This is a genomic window from Clostridium sp. DFI.1.208, assembly GCF_024463855.1.
Classification (GTDB): Bacteria; Bacillota_I; Bacilli_A; order Erysipelotrichales; family Erysipelotrichaceae; genus Clostridium_AQ.
Genome location: NZ_JANGCA010000023.1, coordinates 25,628 through 48,876 on the forward strand (window position 1 = coordinate 25,628; position 23,249 = coordinate 48,876).

The window sequence follows — 23,249 nt, forward strand, 5'->3', positions numbered from 1 at the left end:
ATCCTCCTTTATTTTCTTTCTATCTGTATCATTCTGAGCTCTCCCTTACGCAGAGGTTCCAGCTCATTGGATAGTGGTTTGTGTATTGCATGATCCAGTGTAGTCTGTGTGAATACAAGTGGTTCATCACTATGTATTATACCGCAGGATACCGGCTCTATTTCATTGTTATACAGGCGAAGAAGCCAGTGATCTTTTTCCTTGACCAGGGAACCGAAGCAGCCCTGAAGCTCATCCATATTCAGAAAGCTCCAGGAATCCGGAAGCCTATGCTCTAGTGGATTGGTAGGAAAATAGGATATTGGATGTACTGATTTATCAAAATGCTGTCCTTCAAAACAGATTTGCGGGCAGGCATAGTGAATGTAATCCTGGCATATACGATTACCGTCATAGCTTTCATACCACGTCAAAGCCAGATCAAAACTGTTTTCCTTCAGCATCTGACATTTCGGTGTTTGAAAGATCATGTAGTCCAAACCGCTGGGTCTACCCGGACGACGATGCAGATCCGGATATCCCATAGCACCGTATGACCGGAATAATACGACTGCGATGTCCTTTTTTCCTTCGTCTATCAATTCATATTCCTTACTGCTTTTCGTCATAACACTCATGACTTCATCATCTTCTACAGATACATGATTTAATAAGGGCCATGTCGGACTAGGCTCTTCAAACCAGCCATCCGCTTTCCAGGTATGTAAAGCTGCCGGGGCGCTTTCGCGTTTTATGTAGCTGTATTGTGTTCCTGCAAGTGAGTAAGAGTGCGGTGCTTTTCCGGTGAAAACCAGCCGTACACGATGATCTACTGCGGAATTATCTATGGTTCCTGAAACACGGATAGTAGCCGTATCGATCAGCTCAAGCTTGATTTTATAATGCATACCGGAAGTTAGGATTCTATCTTTTCTATTTTTTAGATTTTGGGGTATCTCCATAGTACCTGTCAAGGTCATGCAGCTGTAGGTCATGTTTTGTACGCAGGAAACTTCTGCATATTCAAACGCATCCGTAAGAATCCAGTCATATTCTGGAGGAGAATAATCAAAGCTGTCTCCTTCATCACCCGACTCCTCCAGATAGATAGCTCTACGATGTTCCTTATTACTCCAATAATCAAAGACATGTACACCCTCTGCATCCTTATGGATACGGAATCGGGTATTTTCAATAAATGGAACCTGCGCCAGTTCATAACAGGCAGATGGCTGATCAATATCCTGAACATATAGTGTTTGATAGGAAAACCCCTTCATATCATCAATCTGCAATATAATTTCAGTTTCATAATAATAGCCCTTAGGATCCATATTTCGGATATCCTTTCGTAAAACACCACAATTCTTTTTTACTGTCGCTATATGTGTATACGGCAGTTCTTTTCCATCCTGTAGAATTCGGAAGTCAGGCTTACCTGTCTGTACGGTTGTATGTACGGTCTGTGTTCTTGTATAGGGGAGTGTGTTGCATACAAGCAGTGGATAGCCCTCCTCTGTCCTTTGTAGGGACAGGGATAATAGCTTCATTAGATATATCGTATTGGAAGTGATCAAATTGTAGGCATTCTGTGTTTCCTGCTGAATATAATCATTCGTTTCATCCGTCAGTGTCGCAGAGGAATGTGTCTGACAGCGCAACAGTCGATTCCATATCTCATCAATGAGACCATGGTCATACGGTATCCCCTGTGCATCAAGCATTGCCATCAGCGGCTGAAGACCATAAGTGATTTTCCGCTCACAGGCATCCTGCAATGCTTTGATATCGGAGCGCGCTGAAAAAATGGAGCGATGCACACGATGATACTGCGTTGAAAATAATTCATGCTCATGGCATTTTAAATTCTGACCATGCTCTCTTACATGATTACAAAACTCCTGCCAAGTTGTTGATACAAATTCAATATCTGTTTGCTGTGCGTTATAGTCCGCAATCCGTTTGGGTATATCCAACATCGCCGGATTTTGATCAAAGCCCAGCGGAAATACAAATTCCTGATCAAGAGTAGAGTAGGATAAGAGCCGCTCAATCAAATGCTGTACACTGATTTTGTTGTAATCAAGAGCAGACTCATCGAATAATGTGCCGTTGCGGAATGCGTAGCAGCCATATCCGTAGCCTGCAATCATCGTGCATACCAGCAGCTCACTGCCATCATTTGATTTCATATAAAATTCACTGCCAAGGTTGTAATCATCTCCTACACCGCGCGTTATAACAAAATCCTCTATTCCAAACTGATGAAATATCTTGGGAAAATCCCAGGAATGACCAAAGGAATCTGGCAGATAGGCTACTCTGGAGATATGACCGAGATCTTTTGCCGACTGAATGCCAAGTCGCAGATTATTGATTACTGATTCACCATTGCAGATAAAGCAGTCAAGCTGTGAGTGAAAAGGGCCAATCATCAGCTTTTTTTCCTTAACCAGAGATCGTATGTATGCCTCGTCCTCCGGGTGAAGCTTTCTGTATTCATCAATCGGGGCACTTTGTCCGTCAAAGAAGAAATCCGTTATTCTTCCGCTACGAAAGCCTTCCAGCATCTCCTTGATATTATAGCACAGCTGAACGGTTGCATCCTGTGCTGTGAAATACCAGATCAGATCCCAATGTGTATGATGAATACAATGTGCTGTTTTCTTCATTGCTGTTCCTCCTTGCATCTCTACTATATCAACTGGTATCTTCAACATTCAACAGAGAAAGTCATTACCTTTTTTCAACATTCGCAGGAATTCCTGCAATTTTTTCCAGACAGCTATATTTGGAAACTATGATATAATTTCTATGGAAGAAAGCTAAAACCAGGTGCTGTTATTTACTGACTGACAGCACTCACCTCCGTATGTGCTCCTTGCAGGGATTGCAGGATATTTGAAATATACAAAGCCTGTATCATTATTACAAGGATTACAAATAACCTGCGTGCTGCCGGCTCCTGGCGTATTATCAATGGGTGATAACATATAGAGAAAGACAGTGAACTGGAGGCTTATCATGAAAAAAACACAAAGGTGGATGGAACTTTTGAGTATCCTATTAGAAGAACAGAAATTTCTAACTGTAGCAGAGCTTGCCAAACAGGTTTCGGTATCTCCGCGCACGATACACAGTGACCTTCAGGACATGAATTTTCTGCCGCTTCTTCATGGAGCCTCGCTGATAAAAAAACCGAATATCGGCATATGTCTTCACTGCACACAAAAACAGAGAGAGGCGATTTATCGACAGCTGCAATTAAATCGCTTTGAAGCCTCTGCACCATTGGAAAAGGGAAGTGATTTACATACTGTTTTGCATATGCTTTTAACTTATAGAAATGCAATTCGTATGGAGGAAATTGCGGATGCGATATATCGTTCAAAATCATCACTCATGCCTGTTTTAGAAGAAGTAGAACAGATTGCAGAGAAATATGATTGTAAGCTTCAAAAGCGAGCAAGCTTTGGATTATCACTGGAGGGACCGGAGGAGCAAATCCGAAATCTTTTTTATCGTTATGTGGAAACCCTGCCGATTCAGGAATATCAGCACAATGATCTGGATGTTCGACTTCCGGATGAAGTATATCAGAAAATGAAAGCTATATTTGATGCACAGATGATTCGTATGATAATTCCGATTGTCAAATCATCGGAAATCAATCTAAATACCCATTACTGTGATTATGATTTCGGTATGCTTATTCTCAAATGCTGTATATTGCTGACACGCTGTCGCATTGATAGGTCTGTACAAAAACAGACAACCATCAGCACGGATCTACAGGAATACTATGTAGCAACGATCATGAAACTGAAATTGGAGCAGGCCTTTCATGTATCTCTTCCCGAGGAGGAAATATATTATCTGGAACGAGTGATACTTTCAACCCGTAAGCAGCAAAATCAGGAACAGTTTCAGGATTTGGATAATGTCATGCTGGAAAAATTTATATATTTGGTCTCAGAACGTCTGAATGTCGACCTGTCGGAGGATAAACAGCTCAAACAAAATCTTTGCAACCATATGAAGCCAGCTATACGGAGAATGAAGTATGGTATTTCTAGTGAGAATCCTCTGCTGGAAGCAATCAAAACGAAGTATACAGAGGTCTATGTAGCGATTATGACAACGATTGACAAAATTGAAGAGAAGGAGCACATTTATTTCGATGCCAATGAGCTTGGATTTATCTGTCTTCATATTGTCGGAGCCTTGAATCGCTCCAAAAATATCCGTTCCATACGCTGCTTATTGATTTGTGATGCCGGTATTACATTTGAATCCTATATAAAAAGTATGGTGGAATCATCATTTGGTGAAATAGAAATCGTAAAAATCATACGTAGTGATGAAATATCAAAAGAGCTGGAGAATCAACATGATCTCATACTGAATGCTACCACCCATCGGCTGCATGCATCCAATATCATAAATATCGATCACCTGTTTACAGAAACATCAAGCGCCCAAATTCGGCACTGGATTTTTGCCAGAGAAATCAAGCATACCCTGGAGCTGCGTACCATGTTTGACAGCTATCTCTGTTATTTTCAGGACAGCTGTGAAAATCGCAAATCTCTCATCCATAAATATTGTACCTATTTGTTGAATAACGGATATGTTACAGCATCATTTGAAGAGTCCGTCTATGATAGAATACAGTATTCATCAACTGCAATCGGACGTGGTGTTGCCGTACCGCATGGTACAAAAAAAGCAGTAAAGAATTCCGTGATACTGATTATTAAGCTCGACCATACAATAGCATGGGATGATCAGCTTGTTGACCTTGTATTCTTTGCTGCGATTGGTGAGGATATCAGTACGGAATACAGTAAAATATTTCGTCGCATTGTTCGGATTGTTTCTGATGATGAACAGACGCATATGTTGAAAAGCTGCAACAGTCTTGAGGAAATCAGAAAATATCTGTTCGATACCGAACAAAAAGCATAAGCTTTTTAAATTTGTTCTTGCAATCCTTCCAGCTGTGCGTACGATTATATTGAGGTGGTAACGTATGAAAGAACTGGAAAACTATATACAGTCAGTGAATACCTGTAGCGATTCGCTCATTCGTGAGGTATGGAGTGATCAGGATGAGTGCTCCATGATTTTCCCCAAGGGTGAAGTGGAAGGACTCGAGGCTATTCTCACATCCTTCTATCACGGAGCGATGGCACAGTATGAAACGCGTGATCTGCGACAGGATGATGTCAAAATTCAGGAGTTCTGTGATATCACGATTGTACGCTTTTATTGGACGCTGCATGCGACGATGAAGGAAAGTGGGGAATGCATTGTGAATAAGGGCAGAGAAACACAAATTTATCGCAGCTATCCGCAAGGTAAGAAGCTGGTGCATGTGCATTATTCAAGACTGCCGTAACACAGATCGTGTTTATAGCCTGCTGAGCATCAGAAGGAAGGATATCGTCATTACAGGAAGTGTAACAAAAAAGCACGGTGCATAACCGTGCTTTTAGTCTATTGTCTGGAATGAAGGGTCTCACGTGTCTGTTCATCAAAATCAAGACCTTCAAACTGCATATGACAATATTTGGCATAGGTGCCGCCCTTCGCAAGCAGCTCATTGTGTGTTCCTCTTTCCTCCATACCATTTTCAGAGATAACAATAATTTCATCTGCATTGCGTATGGTGGAAAGACGATGTGCAATCGTAATACAGGTTCTGTTCTTTGCCAGCTCTTCCAGACTTTTCTGAATATGCCGTTCACTTTCATTATCCAGTGCACTTGTGGCCTCATCCAGAATCAATATTTTCGGATCCTTCAGGAAGACGCGGGCAATACTGATACGCTGCTTCTGACCTCCGGAAAGTCGTGTACCTCGCTCACCGACATAGGTATCATAGGCATCCGGCAGTCCCATGATGAAATCATGAATATTTGCTTTTTTTGCGGCCTCAATAATTTCCTCATCTGTACATCCCGGTTTTCCATATGCAATATTCTCTTTTACGCTTCCGGTAAACAGATAAACATCCTGCTGAACGATACCGATTGCCTTACGAAGACTTTCCAGTGTCAGCGATCGAATATCCTGTCCATCCACACGCACAGCTCCGTTTTTTACATCATAAAACCTTGGAAGCAGGGAACAGATTGTCGTTTTTCCTCCGCCACTTGGTCCAACCAGAGCAATGGAACGGCCTGCTTCGATATGTATAGAAACATCATCCAAAACATGCTCTTCATCATTATAGGAGAAAGTCACATGATCATAATCGATGACACCCTGAACATCCTTCAGCTCCTGCGCATCCGGTGCATCCTGAATATCCGGTTCTGTTTCAATGACTTCCAGAAATCGCTTGAAGCCGGAATAGCCCTTTTGAAACATCTCTGTAAATTCAACCAGAACCTCAATTGGTGCCACAAAGATGTTGATATACAGTGCATAGGTCGCAAGAGAAATTGGATCGAGTGTTCCATTGGCGATAAAATAACCGCCGGCAACTAGAATTGTCAGATACAGCATTCCCTGAAAGAAATTATTCCCGGCATGGAACAGTCCCATACGGTAATAGTTATTCGTCTTGGACTGTAGAAACAGCTGATTGCTGTGAGAAAATTTATCACGCTCAATATCTTCATTGGCGAAGGATTTCACAACACGGATACCGGCAAGAGAATCCTGCAGGCTTGCATTGACACCGGCAATCTTACGGCGGTTATCCATAAAGGTTGCCTGCATTTTCTTATTTTGCAGCATACTGAATATCAGCATAACTAGCGTTACTGCAATCAGAATCAGGGTCAGCGGTACATGGATGTACAGCAGTAATAGAAAGGAACCGATAATTTTCAATAGCGAGATAAATACATTTTCCGGTCCGTGATGCGCAAACTCTGAAATATCAAACAAATCAGAAACCAGCTTGCTCATCATTTCACCGGTATTGTTCCGGTCATAGTAGGAGAAGGACAGCCGCTCAAACTGATCAAACAGATCCTGACGCATATCGCTCTCCATACGTGCTCCCATAATATGTCCCTGTGCTGTTACATAATACCGGCAGATTGCACGAACGATATACATTACAAGCAGTCCTGCACCAAGCAGAAGCAGACTGTCCATAATCATATCCTTCGGTTGAATATAAAATGTAGTATTCAGATAGCTCAGAATCTGTGGAAATGCAAGATCCACTGCACTGATCACAAGTGCACAGAACATATCAAGAAAGAATACAGTCTTATATGGCTTATAGTAGCTTATAAATTTCTTCATAACTTCCACTCAAAAATCCCTCCATTTCGCATACTGCATTATTATACACGATTTGAAAGTTGCTTACAAATCATATCCACTCATTACAAAATAAGACGTTTATTTTTATTCATTTACATAGTTTACGTTAATTTCATATGTTTTGTATATGTTAGTTTAACAATAGTCTAACAAATATTTATCTTGTTAATCTCTGTTAAAAGAAATTCTAATGGCTCATGTGTGTAATTTTTATCTGTGGTTCCTTGTCGTACGTGCCCCATTATAAGCTGCCTTGCACCTTCTTCCACATGTGCAGTTTTTGCTATAGTAGCGAATGTGTGCCTGGTATCATATGGTTCACTATGGTTAAGGCCTAATTCTTCCATTTTATCGTGGAAAATTTTCATATATTTTTTATAAGTATACCTAGCTCCTTTATCGAAACATAGATATTCATATTTATAGGTTTCCATAAAATACTTAACGATAAAAACGGCATCCCTATGTAATGGTATGATTCTGTTTTTGCCTGCGTCTGTCTTAATACCTCCTATAAGGTAATGCTCGTCCAGATATATTTTTGATCTTGGGAGGTCAAGCAATTCTGCCGGTCTCATACCTGTCAGAATAAATAACAAAATCAATTTACTTTTATCCGTATTATCGCAAATCAATTTGTACATTTCATCTATGGTGAATACTCTTCTGACAGCACGTTTTTCAGCTGTTGCTTTATATTCAATATATTCCGTTGGATCATCGTCTCTTGAAATCAATTTCTTTTTCCTTGCATAATTATAAACAATATTGCAAACGTTTCTCATGTGGGTTAGTTTAGATATTCCACTACCATTTTGCATCTGTATATCGAAGCAATGCTGTAATTTGTCTACACTTATGGTGTTTATTTTTATATCATGTACAGGCTGTAAATGTTTAAATGCTGTTTTAACTGAACTGTCCCAGCTTTTTGATTTTCCTTGTCCGAGTCTTTCAAATTCTTTATTCCATATCTCTTCAAATGTAGGTATATCATCAGAAATCATCACTCGATCTTTCTGTAATATCAATTTTCCTTCTGTCAAAAGTTTAGATTTGAATAAATCGTTGTATATAGTCATGTCTGGAAAATCTTCGACGCAATCAGGTAATGCTTTGGAGGACTGCATATCGTAAATAAAATGTATATATTCTTTTTGCATGGATGCGTGATTCAGCGTATAGTCAGGATATAAAGCGTATTGATTCAATACAACCCCTAGCAAAGCCTTCTGAGCATCAGCTTCACTTTTGAATGTTCCAATACACTTTTTCTTTAAAGTAGCCACATACGGCTTCCTGCGACCGGTTCCGAGGAATGCAACACACCCCATACCTTTTGGACGTCTTTTCATTTTCATACCCTCTTTCTTTCATAATGAATATATGGTAAAATTGGGTATAGAAAAACCATTATGTCTTGTGAGGACTTTTTGTTTTTCTATACAGCGGTATTCCAGTACCGCTATTCACTCCGCGTTCCAGCGCGGGGTGTTTTTATTTATTATTAACAATCGTTTTTAATACTTTCTTAATATTTTCACTGTCTTCTAATAATTTTTTACTTTCTTCCTTTATTTTTTTGATTTCATTATTTATAGCTAAATATTCCGATTTGTTTACAGGAATCATATCTTCATCTTTGTAAATAATATATTGAAAGAAAACAGAATTTTTATCCAAGTTCTCTGGTTCAATGCTTTTATTTACTACATAATTATATATATCTTTCATGCAATCGATATTAAGAACACCAATATGTCTCATTATTTGATAGATTGCACTTTTTTTTGCTTCGATTATTCCTTCATCCTCTAAGGCAAAATCTATATCCATCAAATCCCATGATTTTAAGTCTTCTAGCCATTTATCTAAAAGAGGTTTCCCCTCAGCAGATGTAAGATCCGTAGCTAATAGAATTTCTTCATCAATGTTAAATGCTTTTGCCAAAGATTTGATTTCTTCGACAGTTGGTTCAACTTTTCCTAATTGCAATTGATTTAATCTTTCTTTATCAATGTGTAAGCTATCATATTTATACTCGCCTAGATGTTCCATCTGAATTATCATCATTAAATTAAGATTAGATATGAATATATTTTTATTAAGTTCTTTAACTGGTTTACTAGGAACATCATATCCCATCAACCAAGCCTCGCTTACATTTAAAGCTTTGCTTAAAACAAATAGTTTCTCCTGATTTGGCTCATTTTTCCCTGATACATATTGACTTATATCTGATTTATTCATTTTGACAGAATATTCATTACAGAAAGGTTTTGTCAAATTCAAAATATCAATTTGTCTGAGTTTTCTATCTTCCATAATTTTTTTTAACCTAACGGATGTCGTTTCTTTTTTCACGTTATCACCTCCTTGTACTATGAATATAACACATATTATACGAAAGTTCAATAATCAAAACGTTTTAAGTTCAAAATATTGAATTTGTGGTTGACTTATCTTATTTATTGTTATATTATGTAATCGGTTCAAATGATTGAACTTGAAAGGAGGATGTAAATGACCCGTTTCGATTACAGCAAATTGAGAGGAAAAATAATAGAGAAATACGGAAATCAATATTCTTTTGCAAAAGCAATGAATTGGTCTGAAAGAACACTGTCTCTAAAATTAAAAGGAGAGAGAATCTGGACGCAGAAAGACATTTGCAAGGCCATTGATTTGCTTGAAATCCCTAATAAAAAGATTGCAGAATATTTTTTTATGAATGAAGTTCAAAACTTTTAACAAATGGAGGGCTATATGCAGGAACTAATCAAGTTACAATATGACAACGACCGTATAACGGTACTGGCAAGAGATTTACATGGATTCTTGGAAATTGAAAGTAATTTCACAACATGGTTCAGACGTATGTGCGAATATGGATTTGAGGAAGCAAAAGACTTTGTTCCATTTCTGGAAGAAAGTACAGGAGGTCGACCGGCTACTGATTATCAGATTACTATCGAAATGGCGAAAGAAATCGCTATGATTCAGCGTAACGAAAAAGGTAAGCTGGCAAGACAGTATTTCATCCAAATTGAAGACGATTGGAACAGTCCACAGAAAGTTATGGCAAGAGCTCTGCAAATGTCACAAAGAGAACTACAGACATTGAGAACAGAAAACAAAGAAATGAAACCTCTGGCATTGTTCGCAAGTGCTGTTAAAACAAGTGACGATAGTATTTTGATTGGACAATTAGCTAAGCTCATAAAGCAGAATGGTCGTGACATGGGACAGAATAGATTATTCGCTTGGATGAGAGAGGAAGGATATCTTTGCTCAAAAGGTGAGAATTACAACATGCCAACACAGAAGTCTATGGATTTAGGTCTCATGGAAATTAAAGAGCGGACAGTCAACAATCCGGATGGCAGTGTGAGAATCACGAAAACACCAAAGATTACCGGAAAAGGACAGATTTACTTTGTCAATAAATTATGCAGTGGATTTAATACATAGAAAGGAGGTCTATAAATGGCAGAACAAAGTATTTTAACATTCGACGGTGTTCACTGCTATCTTAAAGCAGATGGAACAGCATATTTGAAATTAGAGGACGTAGCGAGGGGGCTCGGATTTACTACCGTAGCCACAAGTGGCAACGAAGTTATCAGATGGTCAAGAGTAAGAAAATATTTGCAGGAATTAAATGCACCTGCATGTGGGGACACTGACTACATTCCAGAACAGGTGTTTTATATGCTTGCTATGAAGGCAAACAATGAAGCTGCAAAGGAATTTCAAAGAAAGATAGCTTATGAAATTATTCCGGAGATCAGAAAAACAGGTCATTATTCAAATAAAGAAAACGGCATCATTCCTATGGAGAATTTGTCTATTGAAATGCAAGCACTTCTAATGCATGATAAGAAACTCGTTGAGCAGGATAAGCGAATTGCTGTACTGGAGGATACGACTAAAATTAACACTAGCCAGCGCCGCAAAATCAGAGGTGCAATCCACAGTGCCGTTGCTTCTGCATGTGGTGGGATAAAGACCATCGCTTATAAAGAAAACAGCAAAAGAGTATATAAAGCCGTATACAACTTCTTATACGAACATTATGACATTTCAGAATATGCTGATATCCCCAAGGTCAAATATAATGAAGCTTTATCGCTGATTGAAAATTGGTATCCAAGCTACGACCTGCAGTTAAGCATTGATTTATCCAATAACTGCAAACAGCAGGAAATGGATCTGGATTCTAATAATTAAAATGTCCTCACAAGACAAGAAGAAAAGGAGGTAAGCATGGCGAAGCAGTATCTAAATGCTGACGACATTCAGGAAATAATGGGAATCAAACAAACTAAGGCCTATGATGTCATAAGACAATTAAATAAAGAACTTAGAGAAAAAGGATTCTTTACTATTGAAGGAAAAGTCTCTAGGCGCTATTTTAACGAACGTCTCTACAATGACGAAACAACAATAAAAGATAATGAATCACAAAAAAAGGATGCTTAATGTCTCGACCTCATTAAACATCCGAAGGAGAAATCTCCTGTACTATAAACACATCTATAGTATAGCAAGATTTCTCCTGATTATTCAAGGAGGAAATGAAAAATGAATATAAATATGCGTATTTTGGCCGATATCATATGCATTTCAGCATGTGTATACTGTATCGCCTATTATACAAAATGTCTGATTAGACATGAGAATCCACTTTTCGAGGAGGTGGACGAATGAGCAATTTTAATAGAGGGATGCCTGGCCAACAGCCATGCGTTCACATTGATATGGCTGTATTAGGATCAATGCTTTATGAAATATGGGATTACGCAAAAGCAGGCTACGAAGCTGCTAAAGCATTTATGAAATCGGATTTACGTATTGAGTATGTAAACATGGAGCTTTCCTATAATGACGGCAAGGCGATAGCATATGAGAGATACAATGAAATCAAATCTGTAATGCAGAATGTTATAAGACGATGCATACATGAGAAATCATTGCATCAGGAGGTACTACATGACTAGAAATGAGGTGCTTGATAAGCTGCTTTCCAAGTACGGTAAGTATGGCTATACTCGTTTGAAGATTGGTCGGTTTATCAAAGATGGCGAGAAACACGGATTCTTTTACACAATGATTTACAACGGATTAAGAATGGCGTTATCCAATGCAACTGGTGAGCATGAATATTTCAGCCTGCAGGACATGATGGAAATCACCGGGGAAACACAGGGTGAACTAATCGCCAGAATTGAGGAATCAAGAGAAGAATTACAAAAGAATGGAGAAGACCCGGATGATTTTTTTGTTCAGGTGACTCCTAAGGAGTTGCGATCATGAAGAAAATTGAAATACGTGATTTAGAGGATGAAATCGCTACTTTGGAAATGTCCATATCGCTTTTAATGGTAGTGAAGGATGGTATCAAAGGCTATTTATACAACAATGAGGAAACTATTGACGCAGCCCTCTATTCAGTTTTGAATATCCAGCGTGATGCGCTGGATCGTCTAAGAAGCAAATACCAAGAGTTGATTATGGAGGTGTCCAATGCAAAATATTGATGATGTCGTTATTGAATTACCAGAATACAATGAGAAAATCAAGCAGCAGTTCAAAGCAACGAGTGAATTTATTAGAAATCTACCTTTAACACGAGAGCAGAATGATGAGCTTGTATATCGCCTTGTTGACGATGTTAGAGCAGCAAGACAAGATGGATTTGCTTGCGCTATCTGTAAACTGATTGAAAAAGAAGCATCTACGGACGAACCCGACGACACTAAGAAAGAGCACCTCAACAATGGTTTACGCAAATATGCAGATAAAGTAAAGGCTCATGTCTTACCCGAAAATGATTGCACGCTGGATGAAGCACTAGAGATTTTAGATGGTGCAATGGATCCGATGGATATATTCGACCTTGCCTTTTACTTGGGTTATGGAAAAGCTATGAGGATTCCGGAAGCAGAAGGGAGTTATCAGGCATGACGAATGAACAGATAAACGCATTGAATGAAAAGTATCGTAAGAGCAAGGACTACAAGCCTGTCACAAGAGAACAGCGTATCAAGTGGATCAACAGAACGATGCTTGAATTATCCGACAGCGATTTAAAAAAATTGTATGACATATCATTACAGATGTGGAAGAAAGGATGGAAGGTATGAAAATCAAGCAGAGAAGAAAAGAGTTCGGTATCTCTAGAAAATCAATGGCTAAATTATTGGGTATCACTAGGAAGCAGTATAAAGCGCTGGAAGATAATACTGGTGAATTTGCAATCGGTGTCATCACACAAATCTGTCTGATATTTAATATTGAAAATGTTTCAGATGTTGAGCGAAAGAACACATATCCGTTTTTGAAAAGAAAACGACTCATTCAGGGGCTTTCCCTGCGCGATACAGCGCATAAAGTGGGAGTGAATGTATTTACCTATTGGATGGTAGAACGTTATTGTAGAAGGCTGGATGATGCAACACTAGAAAGAATTGCAGAATTGTTAACACCGGAAGTAGAGTTTTCAGCGTTTAGGGAGGCATTCTTATGTATAGAGTAAGTGAAAGCATTGCTAAAGTCGGTTCAGAGTTCCTACTGGATATCATGAGCTGCGAAACACCAATCTATTTTCTGTATTATAACGGGAGCATGTGGCTTCCTTTGGAATGTGTCGTATTGGCAATTACTAACGAACAAATGATGGTACGGTATGAAACACGTCCAGGATGGCCTGAAACAGACTCACAGCAAGGCGTTAAGATGCACTGGATAGAAATATCCGACCATAATGTAAACTGGTTCACAGACGGAGCGGAAGCGGAATTTGAATCAGATGAGAGAAACGATATTATCAGGGAGGGTAAGATAAATGAAGCTTAACTTAGACTACAACAATAACGCTGTGCGTATCGGTGTGGAGTTATTTGACGATGGTACAAAATACGAACAGGAATACAACATTAAAGCAGACAAGGATATTCATATCGACTTTGCTACAGACTTCATGGCTGACTTATACGGCCGTGAGGATATGTATGCGAAAACGGTAAAGATAGCTACGAAGATGGAAGAAAACATAAACACTCTGGTTCACCATCTGGTAGAAATGCAAGCAGAAGAAAAGCATATCGAATGCGCGCTTTCACAGGAGTAATAGATGGCAGAAGCAAAACGATACTACTGGATAAAATTAAAGGAAGACTTCTTTCAGGATGATGCTATTTCATGGATTGAAGAGCAAAAAGATGGAAAAGAATGCTGCCTGTTTTATCTCAAATTATGTCTAAAATCATTACGAAATCAAGGTGTGCTCGTCCGTTATATTGGTGACTCACTGATACCTTATGATGAGAAGAAATTAGCAGAAATTACGAGCACTCGATTGCAAATTGTAAAAAAATCTATCAAATTGTTGTCAGAAGCTGGTCTAATCACTGTCATGGACACAGGAGAAATTCAAATAGAAAGATTTGAAGAAATGGCAGGGAATGAAACAGCAAAAGCCGAATATATGAGGCGAAAACGCATGTTAGATAGGAACAATGACAGTAACGACAAAGGAACAATGTTACCAGAGTGTTCTACAGAAGTTCTAAAATCGTTACACAGAGATAGAGATAGAGAAAGAGTTATAGATAAAGAGTTAAAGAATAGTGCTCAGAGCACCTCCAAAAATAGTGCTGCTGAGCCTGTCGCTATCACGCTGACACTTAACGATAAAAGTGAGTATGAAGTGACAGAGAATCTTGTGGAGGAATTGAGTGAATTATATCCTGCAGTTGATATCTTACAGGAGTTGAAAAAAATGAAAGGATGGATAATGTCCAATCCTAGAAAAAGAAAAACTCGTAGCGGTATTTTAAAATTTATAAACAGCTGGTTGTCTAAAGAACAGGATAAAGGATACTCGAACAAAGGACATTCAGATAAAGGCAGTTTTACTGGATTAGGAGGTTAAAAAGTGACAAACAAAGAAACGGAACAGGTATTGAATAAAATTATTGGTGTGTATTCTAATTTTCTCATGGGTAGGAATATTAGAACAGTTTTTGATGCATGGAATGAAACTATGAAGGAACAGGACTACAACAAAGTCACGAAGAAATTAAATGCATGGATAGCGGAGAATGAAAAACCTCCGCTTCCATGTAATCTGATAACGGTAGATTGGAGGAAATGTTATGAACACCAGTTCAATGATTGAAGCACAAGCAGCTGCTATCGGTATGCTCTCCGTTTACAATGAATTATTTGCAGTTTCTATTTTAGAACCGGAACATTTCGTAGGACCATATCAAAACATTTTCAAGGCTATGCTCGATTACTACAAGAGAAATGGATTCATAACGGTAGAAGCATTGCTGGACTATCCAGGATTTGATATAGACCTTTACGCAAAGTGCTCGGACATCACTTACTCAGGAGATATAAAAAATTTCAAGCGTATACAGTGTGTTGTGATTGATAAATTCAAGGAGCGTAAAATAGTTGAGATAACAGATAAACTGAAAGAACACAGTATCAGCTTGGACGAATACAACACAGTCTATCAGAAAGTATGCACATTAGATACTGCAGAGTCTTACAAACTGGATTTAGAGAAGCTTTTAGAATCATGCAGAGACGATAAGAAAAGCATCTATTTCAAGAAATATCAGCAGTTGGGTTCATTGTTGAGGTTAAAAGAAAATGATTTCATGGTAATAGCCGGTGCAACTGGTTCAGGTAAATCTGGATTCGCATTGAACCTGTTGAATGATCTGTCATGGAGATATGATTGCCTGTATTTCAATCTGGAAATGGTCCCGCAAGAGCTTCATCAGAGGCTGATATCCATTAACTGCGGGCTTGACCAAAACTACATAGCATCATACGAAAGAATGTCAGAGACAGAAGTTAATGATGTGAATAGAGCTGTCAATTCAATAGCGCAGCGATCTATTGAGGTTGTAGACAAGAGCCAGTCTATAGATTCTATCCGGTCGATGGTCGCCAGTCATGATGGGAAAAGGCATATCATCGTACTCATTGACCATATTGGGCTTATTGGCTCACGAGCAAGGAACTCATATGAACGTATGACAGAAATTGCAAAGGAGCTGCGTAAGATCAGCTTAGATTATAACTGCACGATTATAGGATTATGTCAGCTGAACCGTGATGCCACTAAAACATCAGGAAAACCAAAACTGTCAATGCTGCGGGATAGTGGAGAAATCGAACAGAGCGCGAGCAAAATTCTGTTCGTATGGCAGGATGATGATGGTTATTCTCTAGTGTTGGAAAAGAATCGAAGTGGGCCAACAGGCTATGTCCCTATCACCTACAACAAGAAGAACCAGGTCATTAGTGAGGCAAGGCCATGAATCAATGGGAAGTGTATGAGGCATTAAAGAAGCCCTCTACAGCTGAAATTAAAAAGCTAGAAGAAACACCTCCGGAAGTAGTAAAAGAAGCTCTTATAGAATTTCTAGTTGTTTCACAACGAGGGAATCTGAATGAAGAAGTGTGTAAATTGTAAATACTTCGGTACTCACGGTGAGCATCAAGGCCGCATGATGTATTATTGCGACCATATGAATGCGCGCAAATATACAGAAAATGATTTTGTATGTTACGGGCATCCGGATAAACCAATCATTACACAGGCACCACACTGGTGTCCGTTGAATCGAAAGAAGGCGAAGAATGAAAAAGAAAATGAGCGAGCAGGAGCGTAAAGCTCTACAAGTGAAGTTAAGAGATTTAGAAGAATTATACGCCGCCGGCTACCGCTTTGTTGCAAGAAATCAGAGCGGTGAACTGAGAGCGTACAAAAGGAAACCTTACAAGGAAATCAATTTCTGGTTCAGCAATGGTTATGGTCAAGGGTATGCAATCACTATTCGGCATGACATGTTTGATATGCTGAATTGGAATGATCAGGAACCAGCACACATCAAGAAAGCGATAGAATCCATCAGGATGCAGCTGGAGGGAAATGAATGAGATATACAACATTAGCCCAAAAATATAAAGTGGAAATCGATAAAGTAAGGGTGAATGGTTATGATGCTTATGTTCTGCATGAAGCCAATCTCCTATTGTTATTCTACACAGCAGAGGAACTGCAGCAGTATCTGGAAGAGGTGTATTGATGAAATCGAAGAAAGAGAAGCGAAAAGATAAAGAAATTTGCAAGGACTTTTATAACAAATGCCGGAACTATCATAGAAACTTGTCTAAGATAGAAGTGAACCGGTTGAAGTATGATGAGATAATGAATGACATGTATGGAGTAAGCTCAGTCGTGATGAAGGATGTCATCATGGAGAATGCTGGTGACCCAAGTCATGTATGGGATCACTATCTGGTCGAAAAGAAGGACGAGCTTTTATTGGAGAGAGCTGCATTGCTGTACGACACAGTGATCGTGAACAAGGTACTGAATAATATTGCTGATGGTGAAGTGGTTGATATGATAACTGAATGCTATATTGATAGAAACAAAAAACATGATGATATAGCGTATAATCATAATCGAAGCAAAGGCAAGATGTACCGTGATATGAATGAAGAAATTCTGAAAATTTTAAAATAATGGAACTCAGTTCTACGTTTTCCGTGGTATTATGATAGCATGGATTGAGCAGGGAGATACACCTTGTTCAAAACAATGGCCTGCAATGCAAATGTACGCAGTGTATTGCTAAACAACCTTTCCTAAAGGTGCTTGTTCGTACAAATCAATCACCAGTGACATATGCGTGGGTAGGTACGGCTTAACGGCGATATGTCACAATAAAATTAATATCAAAGCAGGAATGAACCTCATATTGTTGAGAACGCCTGTTAGATATATTGGTTGCCCTGGTGGCGGAATAACCAAAAGAAAAAGCGGTAAGGAATCCTAAGCGGACTTACCAGCGTAAAGCGTCTGAAAAGGGCGCTTTTAATTTACCTTTCTTTGTAGTATGATATACATAATAAAAAAAGAGGGGGGGATTATATGACTGTGGATGAAATCATACAATATGTTGTTGTCGTATTTTTTAGTTCAGGCTTAATCTCAACAGTGATAGGTTTGATTTTCAATAAAGCAATAGGAAAAAATATTGAAAAATACAAATATGAGTTAGATAAAAAAGCGACAGATTATAGTTTTCATCAATCACAAAAAATGAAATGGAATGATGAAAATAAACATAAAACATTAGAGAAAATGCAAAATGTGTATGAATTAGCAATTGATTTGGCTTTTGCATATGATGATATATTTCCATCAAATACATATAAAAGAGATATGATAACATATTTAGATAAAAATGGTAAAAAAGATCTTTTAGATAAATATTTGAAAGCTAGGCAGGATTATGAGAAAATTGTTAACAAGGTCTATATAGTTGTAGATGATGATTTTTTTAGAATTTCAAACAAGATATTGAAAAATGTCAATAAGGAAGAAGAAATGTTTACTAACTATGTTATTAAAGATGAGTATGAAATGAGTATTTATGAGGAAAATACTTATTATGTAAATAAGAATGGTAGAAATACAATGTATATAAACGAAATGGCTAACTATATCAAAGAAAAAATGCGTAAATGATGCTATATATCAAGAAAAGTAGAAGCTACATATGAATGGTCTATAAGCGTTATCACCTTGCATATAAAGCAAGCCATAAGAGAACACAAAGCAAAGACATTAGATAGGTGTCTTTTTTTACTTTTTATCATATTGTGACATAAAAAGTGTAACAATTCACGATATAATTCCATTATGAAAGGTTGTGTGATAAAATGCTATTAAAGAATAGAAAAAAAGAGGGGTTTATCATGCAAAAAGAGGAACTTGTATTGCGGTTTGAGGGTGAAAATGATATTGATTTAGAGACGTTAGCAAAATCGTTAAATTCTACATCAATAATTGCTAAAGAATTGGCTTCTGAATTGGTTGGAGAAAATGAATACTGTAAAATCATTGTCAAAAACATTCAACCTGGAAGTTTTAAAATGGTAATTCAAACTATTGTAGAAAATGTAGCAGCTGTTATGCCTTTGCTAGAACCATTACCGTCGATTATTAAAGGGGCGAAAGAAATTTTTGACCTAAAAAAGAATTTAAAAGACGAAAATCCTAAAAGTATAACAGTGAATGGTGATTATGTTAATGTTGAGAGTAATAACGGGACCATAAACGTTATAAATAGAGTTGTTTTTGATGCTTATACATCAACTGATAAAATAGAAAAAGCAATTTCTTCTTTGAGTACGGCTGTTTTTAATGATAGAACCAGAAGCGGATTGGAAATTTCATTTAACGAAAAGGATGGATCAAAGAGCAGTATCCAAATGAATAAAAACGATTTATGTAAAATGTCCCATGAATTGGATGTGACGTCATTCTCACAAGATATGGAAGAAAGAGAGTCGGTTGTTTTTATAAAAGTAGTAAAGCCAGATCTCGTCGGAAAAACAAAGTGGACAGTATATAGAGATACACAAAAAATAACATGTGATATACTGGACGAAGGTTTTCTGAAAAAAGTCAGAAACGGGGATATTCTGTTTAAAGGTATGATGCTGATGAAAGTAAAACTGCTGTCTAGGTATAAAATTTTGGACAATGGATTGCCCGATAACACTGTTAAAGCAATATACAAAATATCAGAAGTGTTGGAAATTGAAATTGACAACAAAATGGTAAATGTAGCAGAAAAATAATGGAAGAAAAAAGTGCACCCATGTGGTGCTTTTATTTTACCCAGAAAGGAATGATATACATGAAAGTAAGAAAGAGGCCGGTTGTAGTGGAAGCAATACAGTGGACAGGTAAAAATCACAGAGAAATGTTTGATTTCTTGACAGGTTATCAAAAACAAAATGAATTCATGACCGCTTACGGAGATACATTTTATATTGACCATTCACAGGTAGAAGGCGGTTTGATCATCAGGACGTTGGAAGGCGATCACATTGCTCGAATTGGCGACTACATCATTAAAGGCGTACACGGCGAGTTCTACCCATGCAATCCGGATATCTTCAAAAAAACATACGAGGTGTTATAAATGATTTTTCGTAAACGTAAAAAACATACATATAGAATCATAATGGATTGTGACACTGCAGAAAACATCGAAGCAGAAACAAAAGAAATTACAATTAACAATTTGAATAAGATACTGTGTGACATGATAAATCAATCCCTAGAAGAGATAGGTGTCATAAATCTTAGAGTAGAGGTACTAGAGGATGATCACAGTATGTAAAGACTGCCCTAAACGCCATCCAGGATGCCACGGAGACTGTGAGTGGTATAAGGCAGAGCGTAAGGCGTTGGACAAGGAAAACGCACGCAGGCGCAACGAGAGTGCTGCTAAATATGCAGCAGCAAGCAATTGGTGCTATGACAGGAGAGGTGTGAGGAAATGAAGAAAACAATATATATAGCAGGAGAATGTAAGTTAATAATGAATTTAGATAAGCGTGGCGTGTGGTTCTGCGTACAAACCCCTAATATGAGTAGCGGTATTTATCCAAGAAGGCCAATAAAACTTTTACTAGAAGCATTGAATCGCAAAAGTAAAAAATTGATAGAAGCTGAAAATGAATTAGAAAATCATTTAATTCACGATACCCCTAATGGCTATCGGAAAATAGAGGGCTGAGAAAATGAAGGTAAATGTGTTAGGCACAGTGTATAGAATCAAATATGTTCCTTCCCTTGATAGTAGAGGAGGAGAAACGGATTTCTATACTAAAATAATTAGCATCAGCGAACAAGAAGACGTTCCGGCGGAATTTAAAACAGACAATCTAAAAGAAATGCAGAGGCATGTATTAAGACACGAGCTGATACACGCCTTTTTGTTTGAGTCTGGCATGGACCAGAGCAGCGCTGCACACGGAGCATGGGCCGTTAATGAAGAAATGATAGACTGGATGGCAATACAGATGCCAAAGATAATGGCAGCTTATGATAGCATCGTAAAACAGAGATTAAAGTATGCAGATGCTGATACAATGGCACCTGCAGCATGATTTACAAAACGACAATAGGAGGTGGTGATATGACGTGAAAGAGAATTGGGAGCTTGCATACGAAGATAGATGCAAAGGAATGAAAATAAAGGATATAGCAAGTAAATATGGCGTTACAGAGAATACTGTAAAGTCATGGAAGAAGCGTCATTGGAATTCTATTGAGGGTGCACCCCCAAAAAAGAAAGCAGGTGCACCCCTAAATAATAAAAACGCAACAGGTCCACCAAAGAATCAAAATGCACGTAAACATGGTTTGTTTGCTAAGTGGCTTCCTGATGAAGTACAGGAGATTGTAGGAGAGCTTAAGTCGATAGACCCCATCGATATACTGTGGGATAATATACAACTACAATATGCAGCCATATTACGATCGCAAAAGATTATGTGGGTTACAGACCATGACGATATGACAAAGGAGCTAAAAAAAGAAAAGCGCCATATTAAAACTAGACAAACCGAAAAAGCTGATACAAAAGATGAAACTGTTGAGCTTGAGTATGAATTACAGTTTGCGTGGGATAAGCAAGAGACCTACATAAAAGCGCAGACACGTGCAATGGGCGAATTAAGGTCAATGATTAAGCAGTATGATGAGCTGCTGCATAAGAACTGGGGCACTGCCAGTGAGATTCAGAAAGCACAGCTTGCACAGATACAGGCACAGACAGATAAGCTTACCATATTAAAAGGCGATGATGAACAGCTTTCAAAAGTAGATAAGATTCTGAAGGAGATGCAACGAGATGCTGAGCGAAAAGCAGGCTGAATTCATTCGTGAAGGGAACCATCGCTGGAACTTCAAGATAGGGGCCACCGGCACCGGCAAGACATACCTTGACTTTACCTATCTGATACCACAAAGGCTGCGGGAACGCCACGGAAAAGAAGGATTGAATGCTCTGATAGGCGTTACACAGCAGACAGTCGAGCGTAACGTGCTGGAACCAATGCGTGAATACTGGGGACCTGACTTAGTAGGGGATATCCGGAAGGGAACCAATAAGGTCCATCTGTTCGGGGAGGATGCTTACGTATTGGGCGCTGAGAAGATAAGCTCTGTCGCAAGGCTGCGTGGATCCACATTGAAATATTGCTACGGTGATGAAACAGTAGACTGGAACAAAGAAGTCTTTCAGCTGCTGAAATCACGATTGAGGACAGGATATAGCCTGTTTGATGGCACTGGAAACCCACAGCATCCAAAGCACTGGCTGAAACTATTCATCGACAGTGATGCTGATGTGTACTGTCAGCAGTATAAGCTGGATGATAACCCATTCCTACCTGATGAAGTGAGAGAAGAACTGAAAAAGGAATACTTCGGTACCGTAGAATATAACCGGTATATCCTTGGAGAGTGGTGCAATGCTGAAGGACTGATATTCAAACCATATGCGGATAATCCAAAACTCTGGGAAGTAGAGATACTTCCTTTTTTTCAGATGGTCAATATCGGACTGGATATCGGAGGTACGAAATCTCATTCCACGCTCGCAGCTACAGGGATAGCACCGGCTTACAGTTCGATCTGTACGTTTCTGGAAAAGAAAATCGTTCATGCAAAAGGTACGATCGATACGGTAAGTATCTGCCGTGCATGTGTGGAAATGATACAGCTTTGCATCCTGGAGGGGTATTATCCAGCTTATATATTCGTTGATAATGCGGAACAGGTCATCCTGAACAGTATCCGGGGATATGTACAGCGAGCCGGTTATACGACGGTCGTATGGGATTGCAAAAAGGTAGAAGGAAAAGACAGGATACTTGTCTATAATCTGCTACTTGGTCAGAAGCGTATGCTGTTCCGGAATGTACCGACAGTCTCCGAAGCGCTGGCTACGGTCCTTTACGATGAGAAAAAGGATGAGGATGCTATCTTGGATGATTTTACGACTGATGTCGATAGCTTCGATGCACATTTCTACAGCTGGAGCTTTTTCATGGATTACATTACCGCATTCAGATAGGAGGGA

Annotated in this window: 33 protein-coding genes; 29 read left to right on the top strand and 4 right to left on the bottom strand. The window is 38.6% G+C overall.

Annotation, left to right across the window (positions count from 1 at the left end; all coding sequences use genetic code 11):
• Nucleotides 1-8 precede the first annotated feature (8 nt).
• Nucleotides 9-2,651 (bottom strand): PTS fructose transporter subunit IIA, encoded by a 2,643-nt coding sequence (locus tag NE665_RS12830; RefSeq protein ID WP_117443792.1) that lies wholly within the window; start codon nt 2,649-2,651, stop codon nt 9-11.
• A gap of 352 nt (nt 2,652-3,003) precedes the next feature.
• Here NE665_RS12830 and NE665_RS12835 point away from each other — a divergent pair, with 352 nt between their 5' ends.
• Entirely contained in the window at nt 3,004-4,947 is a 1,944-nt protein-coding gene (locus tag NE665_RS12835) for a PRD domain-containing protein (protein ID WP_117443791.1), read from the top strand.
• 64 nt (nt 4,948-5,011) lie between these two features.
• Nucleotides 5,012-5,380, top strand: a complete 369-nt coding sequence (locus NE665_RS12840; protein WP_117443790.1) for a nuclear transport factor 2 family protein — start codon at nt 5,012-5,014, stop codon at nt 5,378-5,380.
• A gap of 98 nt (nt 5,381-5,478) precedes the next feature.
• On the opposite strand, the gene NE665_RS12845 is transcribed toward NE665_RS12840, so the two are convergent.
• The 3 genes from NE665_RS12845 to NE665_RS12855 all read right to left on the bottom strand — a co-directional run bounded on the left by NE665_RS12845 (nt 5,479) and on the right by NE665_RS12855 (nt 9,630).
• The gene (locus NE665_RS12845) at nt 5,479-7,254 is read right to left on the bottom strand and encodes an ABC transporter ATP-binding protein (RefSeq protein ID WP_178759963.1); all 1,776 of its coding nucleotides are present in this window, start codon (nt 7,252-7,254) and stop codon (nt 5,479-5,481) included.
• Between the two features lie 158 nt (nt 7,255-7,412).
• Complete coding sequence (locus NE665_RS12850; protein WP_178759964.1) at nt 7,413-8,621, bottom strand: tyrosine-type recombinase/integrase; 1,209 nt, start codon at nt 8,619-8,621, stop codon at nt 7,413-7,415.
• Nucleotides 8,622-8,763: 142 nt separating this feature from the next.
• The gene (locus tag NE665_RS12855) at nt 8,764-9,630 is read right to left on the bottom strand and encodes a helix-turn-helix domain-containing protein (protein ID WP_117443786.1); all 867 of its coding nucleotides are present in this window, start codon (nt 9,628-9,630) and stop codon (nt 8,764-8,766) included.
• A 159-nt stretch (nt 9,631-9,789) separates the two neighbouring features.
• Between NE665_RS12855 and NE665_RS12860 the strand changes: the two genes are divergently transcribed.
• The 27 genes from NE665_RS12860 to NE665_RS12990 all read left to right on the top strand — a co-directional run bounded on the left by NE665_RS12860 (nt 9,790) and on the right by NE665_RS12990 (nt 23,243).
• A complete protein-coding gene (locus NE665_RS12860; protein ID WP_117443785.1) occupies nt 9,790-10,017 on the top strand; it encodes a DUF739 family protein in 228 nt (75 codons plus the stop codon).
• Between the two features lie 15 nt (nt 10,018-10,032).
• Nucleotides 10,033-10,737, top strand: a complete 705-nt coding sequence (locus NE665_RS12865) for a phage antirepressor KilAC domain-containing protein (RefSeq protein ID WP_117443784.1) — start codon at nt 10,033-10,035, stop codon at nt 10,735-10,737.
• Between the two features lie 15 nt (nt 10,738-10,752).
• Nucleotides 10,753-11,496 carry an ORF6C domain-containing protein gene (locus NE665_RS12870; RefSeq protein ID WP_117443783.1) on the top strand — a complete coding sequence of 248 codons (744 nt, stop codon included), beginning with the start codon at nt 10,753-10,755 and terminating at the stop codon, nt 11,494-11,496.
• A 36-nt stretch (nt 11,497-11,532) separates the two neighbouring features.
• Nucleotides 11,533-11,748: a hypothetical protein gene (locus NE665_RS12875; protein WP_117443782.1), complete on the top strand. Its 216-nt coding sequence runs from the start codon at nt 11,533-11,535 to the stop codon at nt 11,746-11,748.
• A gap of 224 nt (nt 11,749-11,972) precedes the next feature.
• The gene (locus NE665_RS12880) at nt 11,973-12,266 is read left to right on the top strand and encodes a hypothetical protein (RefSeq protein WP_117443781.1); all 294 of its coding nucleotides are present in this window, start codon (nt 11,973-11,975) and stop codon (nt 12,264-12,266) included.
• Entirely contained in the window at nt 12,259-12,582 is a 324-nt protein-coding gene (locus NE665_RS12885) for a hypothetical protein (RefSeq protein WP_117443780.1), read from the top strand. Before NE665_RS12880 ends, NE665_RS12885 begins: the two co-directional genes overlap by 8 nt.
• Entirely contained in the window at nt 12,579-12,806 is a 228-nt protein-coding gene (locus NE665_RS12890; protein ID WP_117443779.1) for a hypothetical protein, read from the top strand. The genes NE665_RS12885 and NE665_RS12890 overlap by 4 nt, the downstream gene beginning before the upstream one ends.
• On the top strand, nt 12,793-13,233 hold the full coding sequence (locus NE665_RS12895; RefSeq protein WP_117443778.1) for a hypothetical protein: 441 nt from the start codon (nt 12,793-12,795) through the stop codon (nt 13,231-13,233). Before NE665_RS12890 ends, NE665_RS12895 begins: the two co-directional genes overlap by 14 nt.
• Entirely contained in the window at nt 13,230-13,412 is a 183-nt protein-coding gene (locus NE665_RS12900; RefSeq protein WP_117443777.1) for a hypothetical protein, read from the top strand. Before NE665_RS12895 ends, NE665_RS12900 begins: the two co-directional genes overlap by 4 nt.
• Nucleotides 13,409-13,804, top strand: a complete 396-nt coding sequence (locus NE665_RS12905; protein WP_117443776.1) for a helix-turn-helix transcriptional regulator — start codon at nt 13,409-13,411, stop codon at nt 13,802-13,804. The genes NE665_RS12900 and NE665_RS12905 overlap by 4 nt, the downstream gene beginning before the upstream one ends.
• Nucleotides 13,792-14,124, top strand: coding sequence for a hypothetical protein (locus NE665_RS12910; RefSeq protein WP_117443775.1), 333 nt, complete (start codon nt 13,792-13,794; stop codon nt 14,122-14,124). The genes NE665_RS12905 and NE665_RS12910 overlap by 13 nt, the downstream gene beginning before the upstream one ends.
• Nucleotides 14,114-14,398, top strand: a complete 285-nt coding sequence (locus tag NE665_RS12915) for a hypothetical protein (RefSeq protein WP_117443774.1) — start codon at nt 14,114-14,116, stop codon at nt 14,396-14,398. Before NE665_RS12910 ends, NE665_RS12915 begins: the two co-directional genes overlap by 11 nt.
• 3 nt (nt 14,399-14,401) lie before the next feature.
• Nucleotides 14,402-15,202, top strand: a complete 801-nt coding sequence (locus tag NE665_RS12920) for a phage replisome organizer N-terminal domain-containing protein (protein WP_233104670.1) — start codon at nt 14,402-14,404, stop codon at nt 15,200-15,202.
• A 3-nt stretch (nt 15,203-15,205) separates the two neighbouring features.
• Entirely contained in the window at nt 15,206-15,448 is a 243-nt protein-coding gene (locus NE665_RS12925; RefSeq protein ID WP_117443773.1) for a hypothetical protein, read from the top strand.
• A complete protein-coding gene (locus NE665_RS12930; protein ID WP_117443772.1) occupies nt 15,426-16,610 on the top strand; it encodes a DnaB-like helicase C-terminal domain-containing protein in 1,185 nt (394 codons plus the stop codon). Before NE665_RS12925 ends, NE665_RS12930 begins: the two co-directional genes overlap by 23 nt.
• Complete coding sequence (locus tag NE665_RS12935) at nt 16,607-16,765, top strand: hypothetical protein (RefSeq protein ID WP_178759965.1); 159 nt, start codon at nt 16,607-16,609, stop codon at nt 16,763-16,765. The genes NE665_RS12930 and NE665_RS12935 overlap by 4 nt, the downstream gene beginning before the upstream one ends.
• Complete coding sequence (locus tag NE665_RS12940) at nt 16,743-16,964, top strand: hypothetical protein (protein WP_117443771.1); 222 nt, start codon at nt 16,743-16,745, stop codon at nt 16,962-16,964. The genes NE665_RS12935 and NE665_RS12940 overlap by 23 nt, the downstream gene beginning before the upstream one ends.
• Nucleotides 16,933-17,232, top strand: coding sequence for a hypothetical protein (locus NE665_RS12945; protein WP_117443770.1), 300 nt, complete (start codon nt 16,933-16,935; stop codon nt 17,230-17,232). Before NE665_RS12940 ends, NE665_RS12945 begins: the two co-directional genes overlap by 32 nt.
• On the top strand, nt 17,229-17,381 hold the full coding sequence (locus NE665_RS12950) for a hypothetical protein (protein WP_178759966.1): 153 nt from the start codon (nt 17,229-17,231) through the stop codon (nt 17,379-17,381). The genes NE665_RS12945 and NE665_RS12950 overlap by 4 nt, the downstream gene beginning before the upstream one ends.
• Nucleotides 17,381-17,824 (top strand): hypothetical protein, encoded by a 444-nt coding sequence (locus NE665_RS12955; RefSeq protein WP_117443769.1) that lies wholly within the window; start codon nt 17,381-17,383, stop codon nt 17,822-17,824. The genes NE665_RS12950 and NE665_RS12955 overlap by 1 nt, the downstream gene beginning before the upstream one ends.
• Before the next feature lie 408 nt (nt 17,825-18,232).
• Nucleotides 18,233-18,832 carry a hypothetical protein gene (locus NE665_RS12960; protein WP_117443768.1) on the top strand — a complete coding sequence of 200 codons (600 nt, stop codon included), beginning with the start codon at nt 18,233-18,235 and terminating at the stop codon, nt 18,830-18,832.
• 230 nt (nt 18,833-19,062) lie between these two features.
• On the top strand, nt 19,063-19,950 hold the full coding sequence (locus NE665_RS12965) for a hypothetical protein (protein ID WP_117443767.1): 888 nt from the start codon (nt 19,063-19,065) through the stop codon (nt 19,948-19,950).
• Nucleotides 19,950-20,297 carry a hypothetical protein gene (locus NE665_RS12970; RefSeq protein ID WP_233104669.1) on the top strand — a complete coding sequence of 116 codons (348 nt, stop codon included), beginning with the start codon at nt 19,950-19,952 and terminating at the stop codon, nt 20,295-20,297. Before NE665_RS12965 ends, NE665_RS12970 begins: the two co-directional genes overlap by 1 nt.
• Before the next feature lie 360 nt (nt 20,298-20,657).
• Nucleotides 20,658-20,897: a hypothetical protein gene (locus NE665_RS12975; protein ID WP_117443764.1), complete on the top strand. Its 240-nt coding sequence runs from the start codon at nt 20,658-20,660 to the stop codon at nt 20,895-20,897.
• A 4-nt stretch (nt 20,898-20,901) separates the two neighbouring features.
• Nucleotides 20,902-21,270 carry a hypothetical protein gene (locus NE665_RS12980; RefSeq protein WP_117443763.1) on the top strand — a complete coding sequence of 123 codons (369 nt, stop codon included), beginning with the start codon at nt 20,902-20,904 and terminating at the stop codon, nt 21,268-21,270.
• A gap of 34 nt (nt 21,271-21,304) precedes the next feature.
• A complete protein-coding gene (gene terS, locus NE665_RS12985) occupies nt 21,305-22,039 on the top strand; it encodes a phage terminase small subunit (protein ID WP_233104668.1) in 735 nt (244 codons plus the stop codon).
• The gene (locus tag NE665_RS12990) at nt 22,017-23,243 is read left to right on the top strand and encodes a terminase family protein (RefSeq protein WP_117443762.1); all 1,227 of its coding nucleotides are present in this window, start codon (nt 22,017-22,019) and stop codon (nt 23,241-23,243) included. The genes terS and NE665_RS12990 overlap by 23 nt, the downstream gene beginning before the upstream one ends.
• The last annotated feature ends 6 nt before the right edge of the window (nt 23,244-23,249 follow it).

What these genes read in the sequence shown, in the direction of transcription:
- NE665_RS12910 (WP_117443775.1), top strand. Translation starts at nt 13,792, where the DNA reads ATGTATAGAGTAAGTGAAAGCATTGCTAAAGTCGGTTCAGAGTTCCTA.
- NE665_RS12830 (WP_117443792.1), bottom strand. Translation starts at nt 2,651, where the DNA reads ATGAAGAAAACAGCACATTGTATTCATCATACACATTGGGATCTGATC.
- NE665_RS12940 (WP_117443771.1), top strand. Translation starts at nt 16,743, where the DNA reads ATGAAGAAGTGTGTAAATTGTAAATACTTCGGTACTCACGGTGAGCAT.
- NE665_RS12895 (WP_117443778.1), top strand. Translation starts at nt 12,793, where the DNA reads ATGCAAAATATTGATGATGTCGTTATTGAATTACCAGAATACAATGAG.
- NE665_RS12970 (WP_233104669.1), top strand. Translation starts at nt 19,950, where the DNA reads ATGGAAGAAAAAAGTGCACCCATGTGGTGCTTTTATTTTACCCAGAAA.
- NE665_RS12890 (WP_117443779.1), top strand. Translation starts at nt 12,579, where the DNA reads ATGAAGAAAATTGAAATACGTGATTTAGAGGATGAAATCGCTACTTTG.
- NE665_RS12960 (WP_117443768.1), top strand. Translation starts at nt 18,233, where the DNA reads ATGACTGTGGATGAAATCATACAATATGTTGTTGTCGTATTTTTTAGT.
- NE665_RS12915 (WP_117443774.1), top strand. Translation starts at nt 14,114, where the DNA reads ATGAAGCTTAACTTAGACTACAACAATAACGCTGTGCGTATCGGTGTG.
- NE665_RS12990 (WP_117443762.1), top strand. Translation starts at nt 22,017, where the DNA reads ATGCTGAGCGAAAAGCAGGCTGAATTCATTCGTGAAGGGAACCATCGC.
- NE665_RS12885 (WP_117443780.1), top strand. Translation starts at nt 12,259, where the DNA reads ATGACTAGAAATGAGGTGCTTGATAAGCTGCTTTCCAAGTACGGTAAG.
- NE665_RS12980 (WP_117443763.1), top strand. Translation starts at nt 20,902, where the DNA reads ATGAAGGTAAATGTGTTAGGCACAGTGTATAGAATCAAATATGTTCCT.
- NE665_RS12905 (WP_117443776.1), top strand. Translation starts at nt 13,409, where the DNA reads ATGAAAATCAAGCAGAGAAGAAAAGAGTTCGGTATCTCTAGAAAATCA.
- NE665_RS12850 (WP_178759964.1), bottom strand. Translation starts at nt 8,621, where the DNA reads ATGAAAAGACGTCCAAAAGGTATGGGGTGTGTTGCATTCCTCGGAACC.
- NE665_RS12935 (WP_178759965.1), top strand. Translation starts at nt 16,607, where the DNA reads ATGAATCAATGGGAAGTGTATGAGGCATTAAAGAAGCCCTCTACAGCT.
- NE665_RS12950 (WP_178759966.1), top strand. Translation starts at nt 17,229, where the DNA reads ATGAGATATACAACATTAGCCCAAAAATATAAAGTGGAAATCGATAAA.
- NE665_RS12840 (WP_117443790.1), top strand. Translation starts at nt 5,012, where the DNA reads ATGAAAGAACTGGAAAACTATATACAGTCAGTGAATACCTGTAGCGAT.
- NE665_RS12975 (WP_117443764.1), top strand. Translation starts at nt 20,658, where the DNA reads ATGAAGAAAACAATATATATAGCAGGAGAATGTAAGTTAATAATGAAT.
- NE665_RS12965 (WP_117443767.1), top strand. Translation starts at nt 19,063, where the DNA reads ATGCAAAAAGAGGAACTTGTATTGCGGTTTGAGGGTGAAAATGATATT.
- NE665_RS12835 (WP_117443791.1), top strand. Translation starts at nt 3,004, where the DNA reads ATGAAAAAAACACAAAGGTGGATGGAACTTTTGAGTATCCTATTAGAA.
- NE665_RS12880 (WP_117443781.1), top strand. Translation starts at nt 11,973, where the DNA reads ATGAGCAATTTTAATAGAGGGATGCCTGGCCAACAGCCATGCGTTCAC.
- NE665_RS12865 (WP_117443784.1), top strand. Translation starts at nt 10,033, where the DNA reads ATGCAGGAACTAATCAAGTTACAATATGACAACGACCGTATAACGGTA.
- NE665_RS12920 (WP_233104670.1), top strand. Translation starts at nt 14,402, where the DNA reads ATGGCAGAAGCAAAACGATACTACTGGATAAAATTAAAGGAAGACTTC.
- NE665_RS12900 (WP_117443777.1), top strand. Translation starts at nt 13,230, where the DNA reads ATGACGAATGAACAGATAAACGCATTGAATGAAAAGTATCGTAAGAGC.
- NE665_RS12870 (WP_117443783.1), top strand. Translation starts at nt 10,753, where the DNA reads ATGGCAGAACAAAGTATTTTAACATTCGACGGTGTTCACTGCTATCTT.
- NE665_RS12930 (WP_117443772.1), top strand. Translation starts at nt 15,426, where the DNA reads ATGAACACCAGTTCAATGATTGAAGCACAAGCAGCTGCTATCGGTATG.
- NE665_RS12955 (WP_117443769.1), top strand. Translation starts at nt 17,381, where the DNA reads ATGAAATCGAAGAAAGAGAAGCGAAAAGATAAAGAAATTTGCAAGGAC.
- NE665_RS12945 (WP_117443770.1), top strand. Translation starts at nt 16,933, where the DNA reads ATGAAAAAGAAAATGAGCGAGCAGGAGCGTAAAGCTCTACAAGTGAAG.
- NE665_RS12875 (WP_117443782.1), top strand. Translation starts at nt 11,533, where the DNA reads ATGGCGAAGCAGTATCTAAATGCTGACGACATTCAGGAAATAATGGGA.
- NE665_RS12860 (WP_117443785.1), top strand. Translation starts at nt 9,790, where the DNA reads ATGACCCGTTTCGATTACAGCAAATTGAGAGGAAAAATAATAGAGAAA.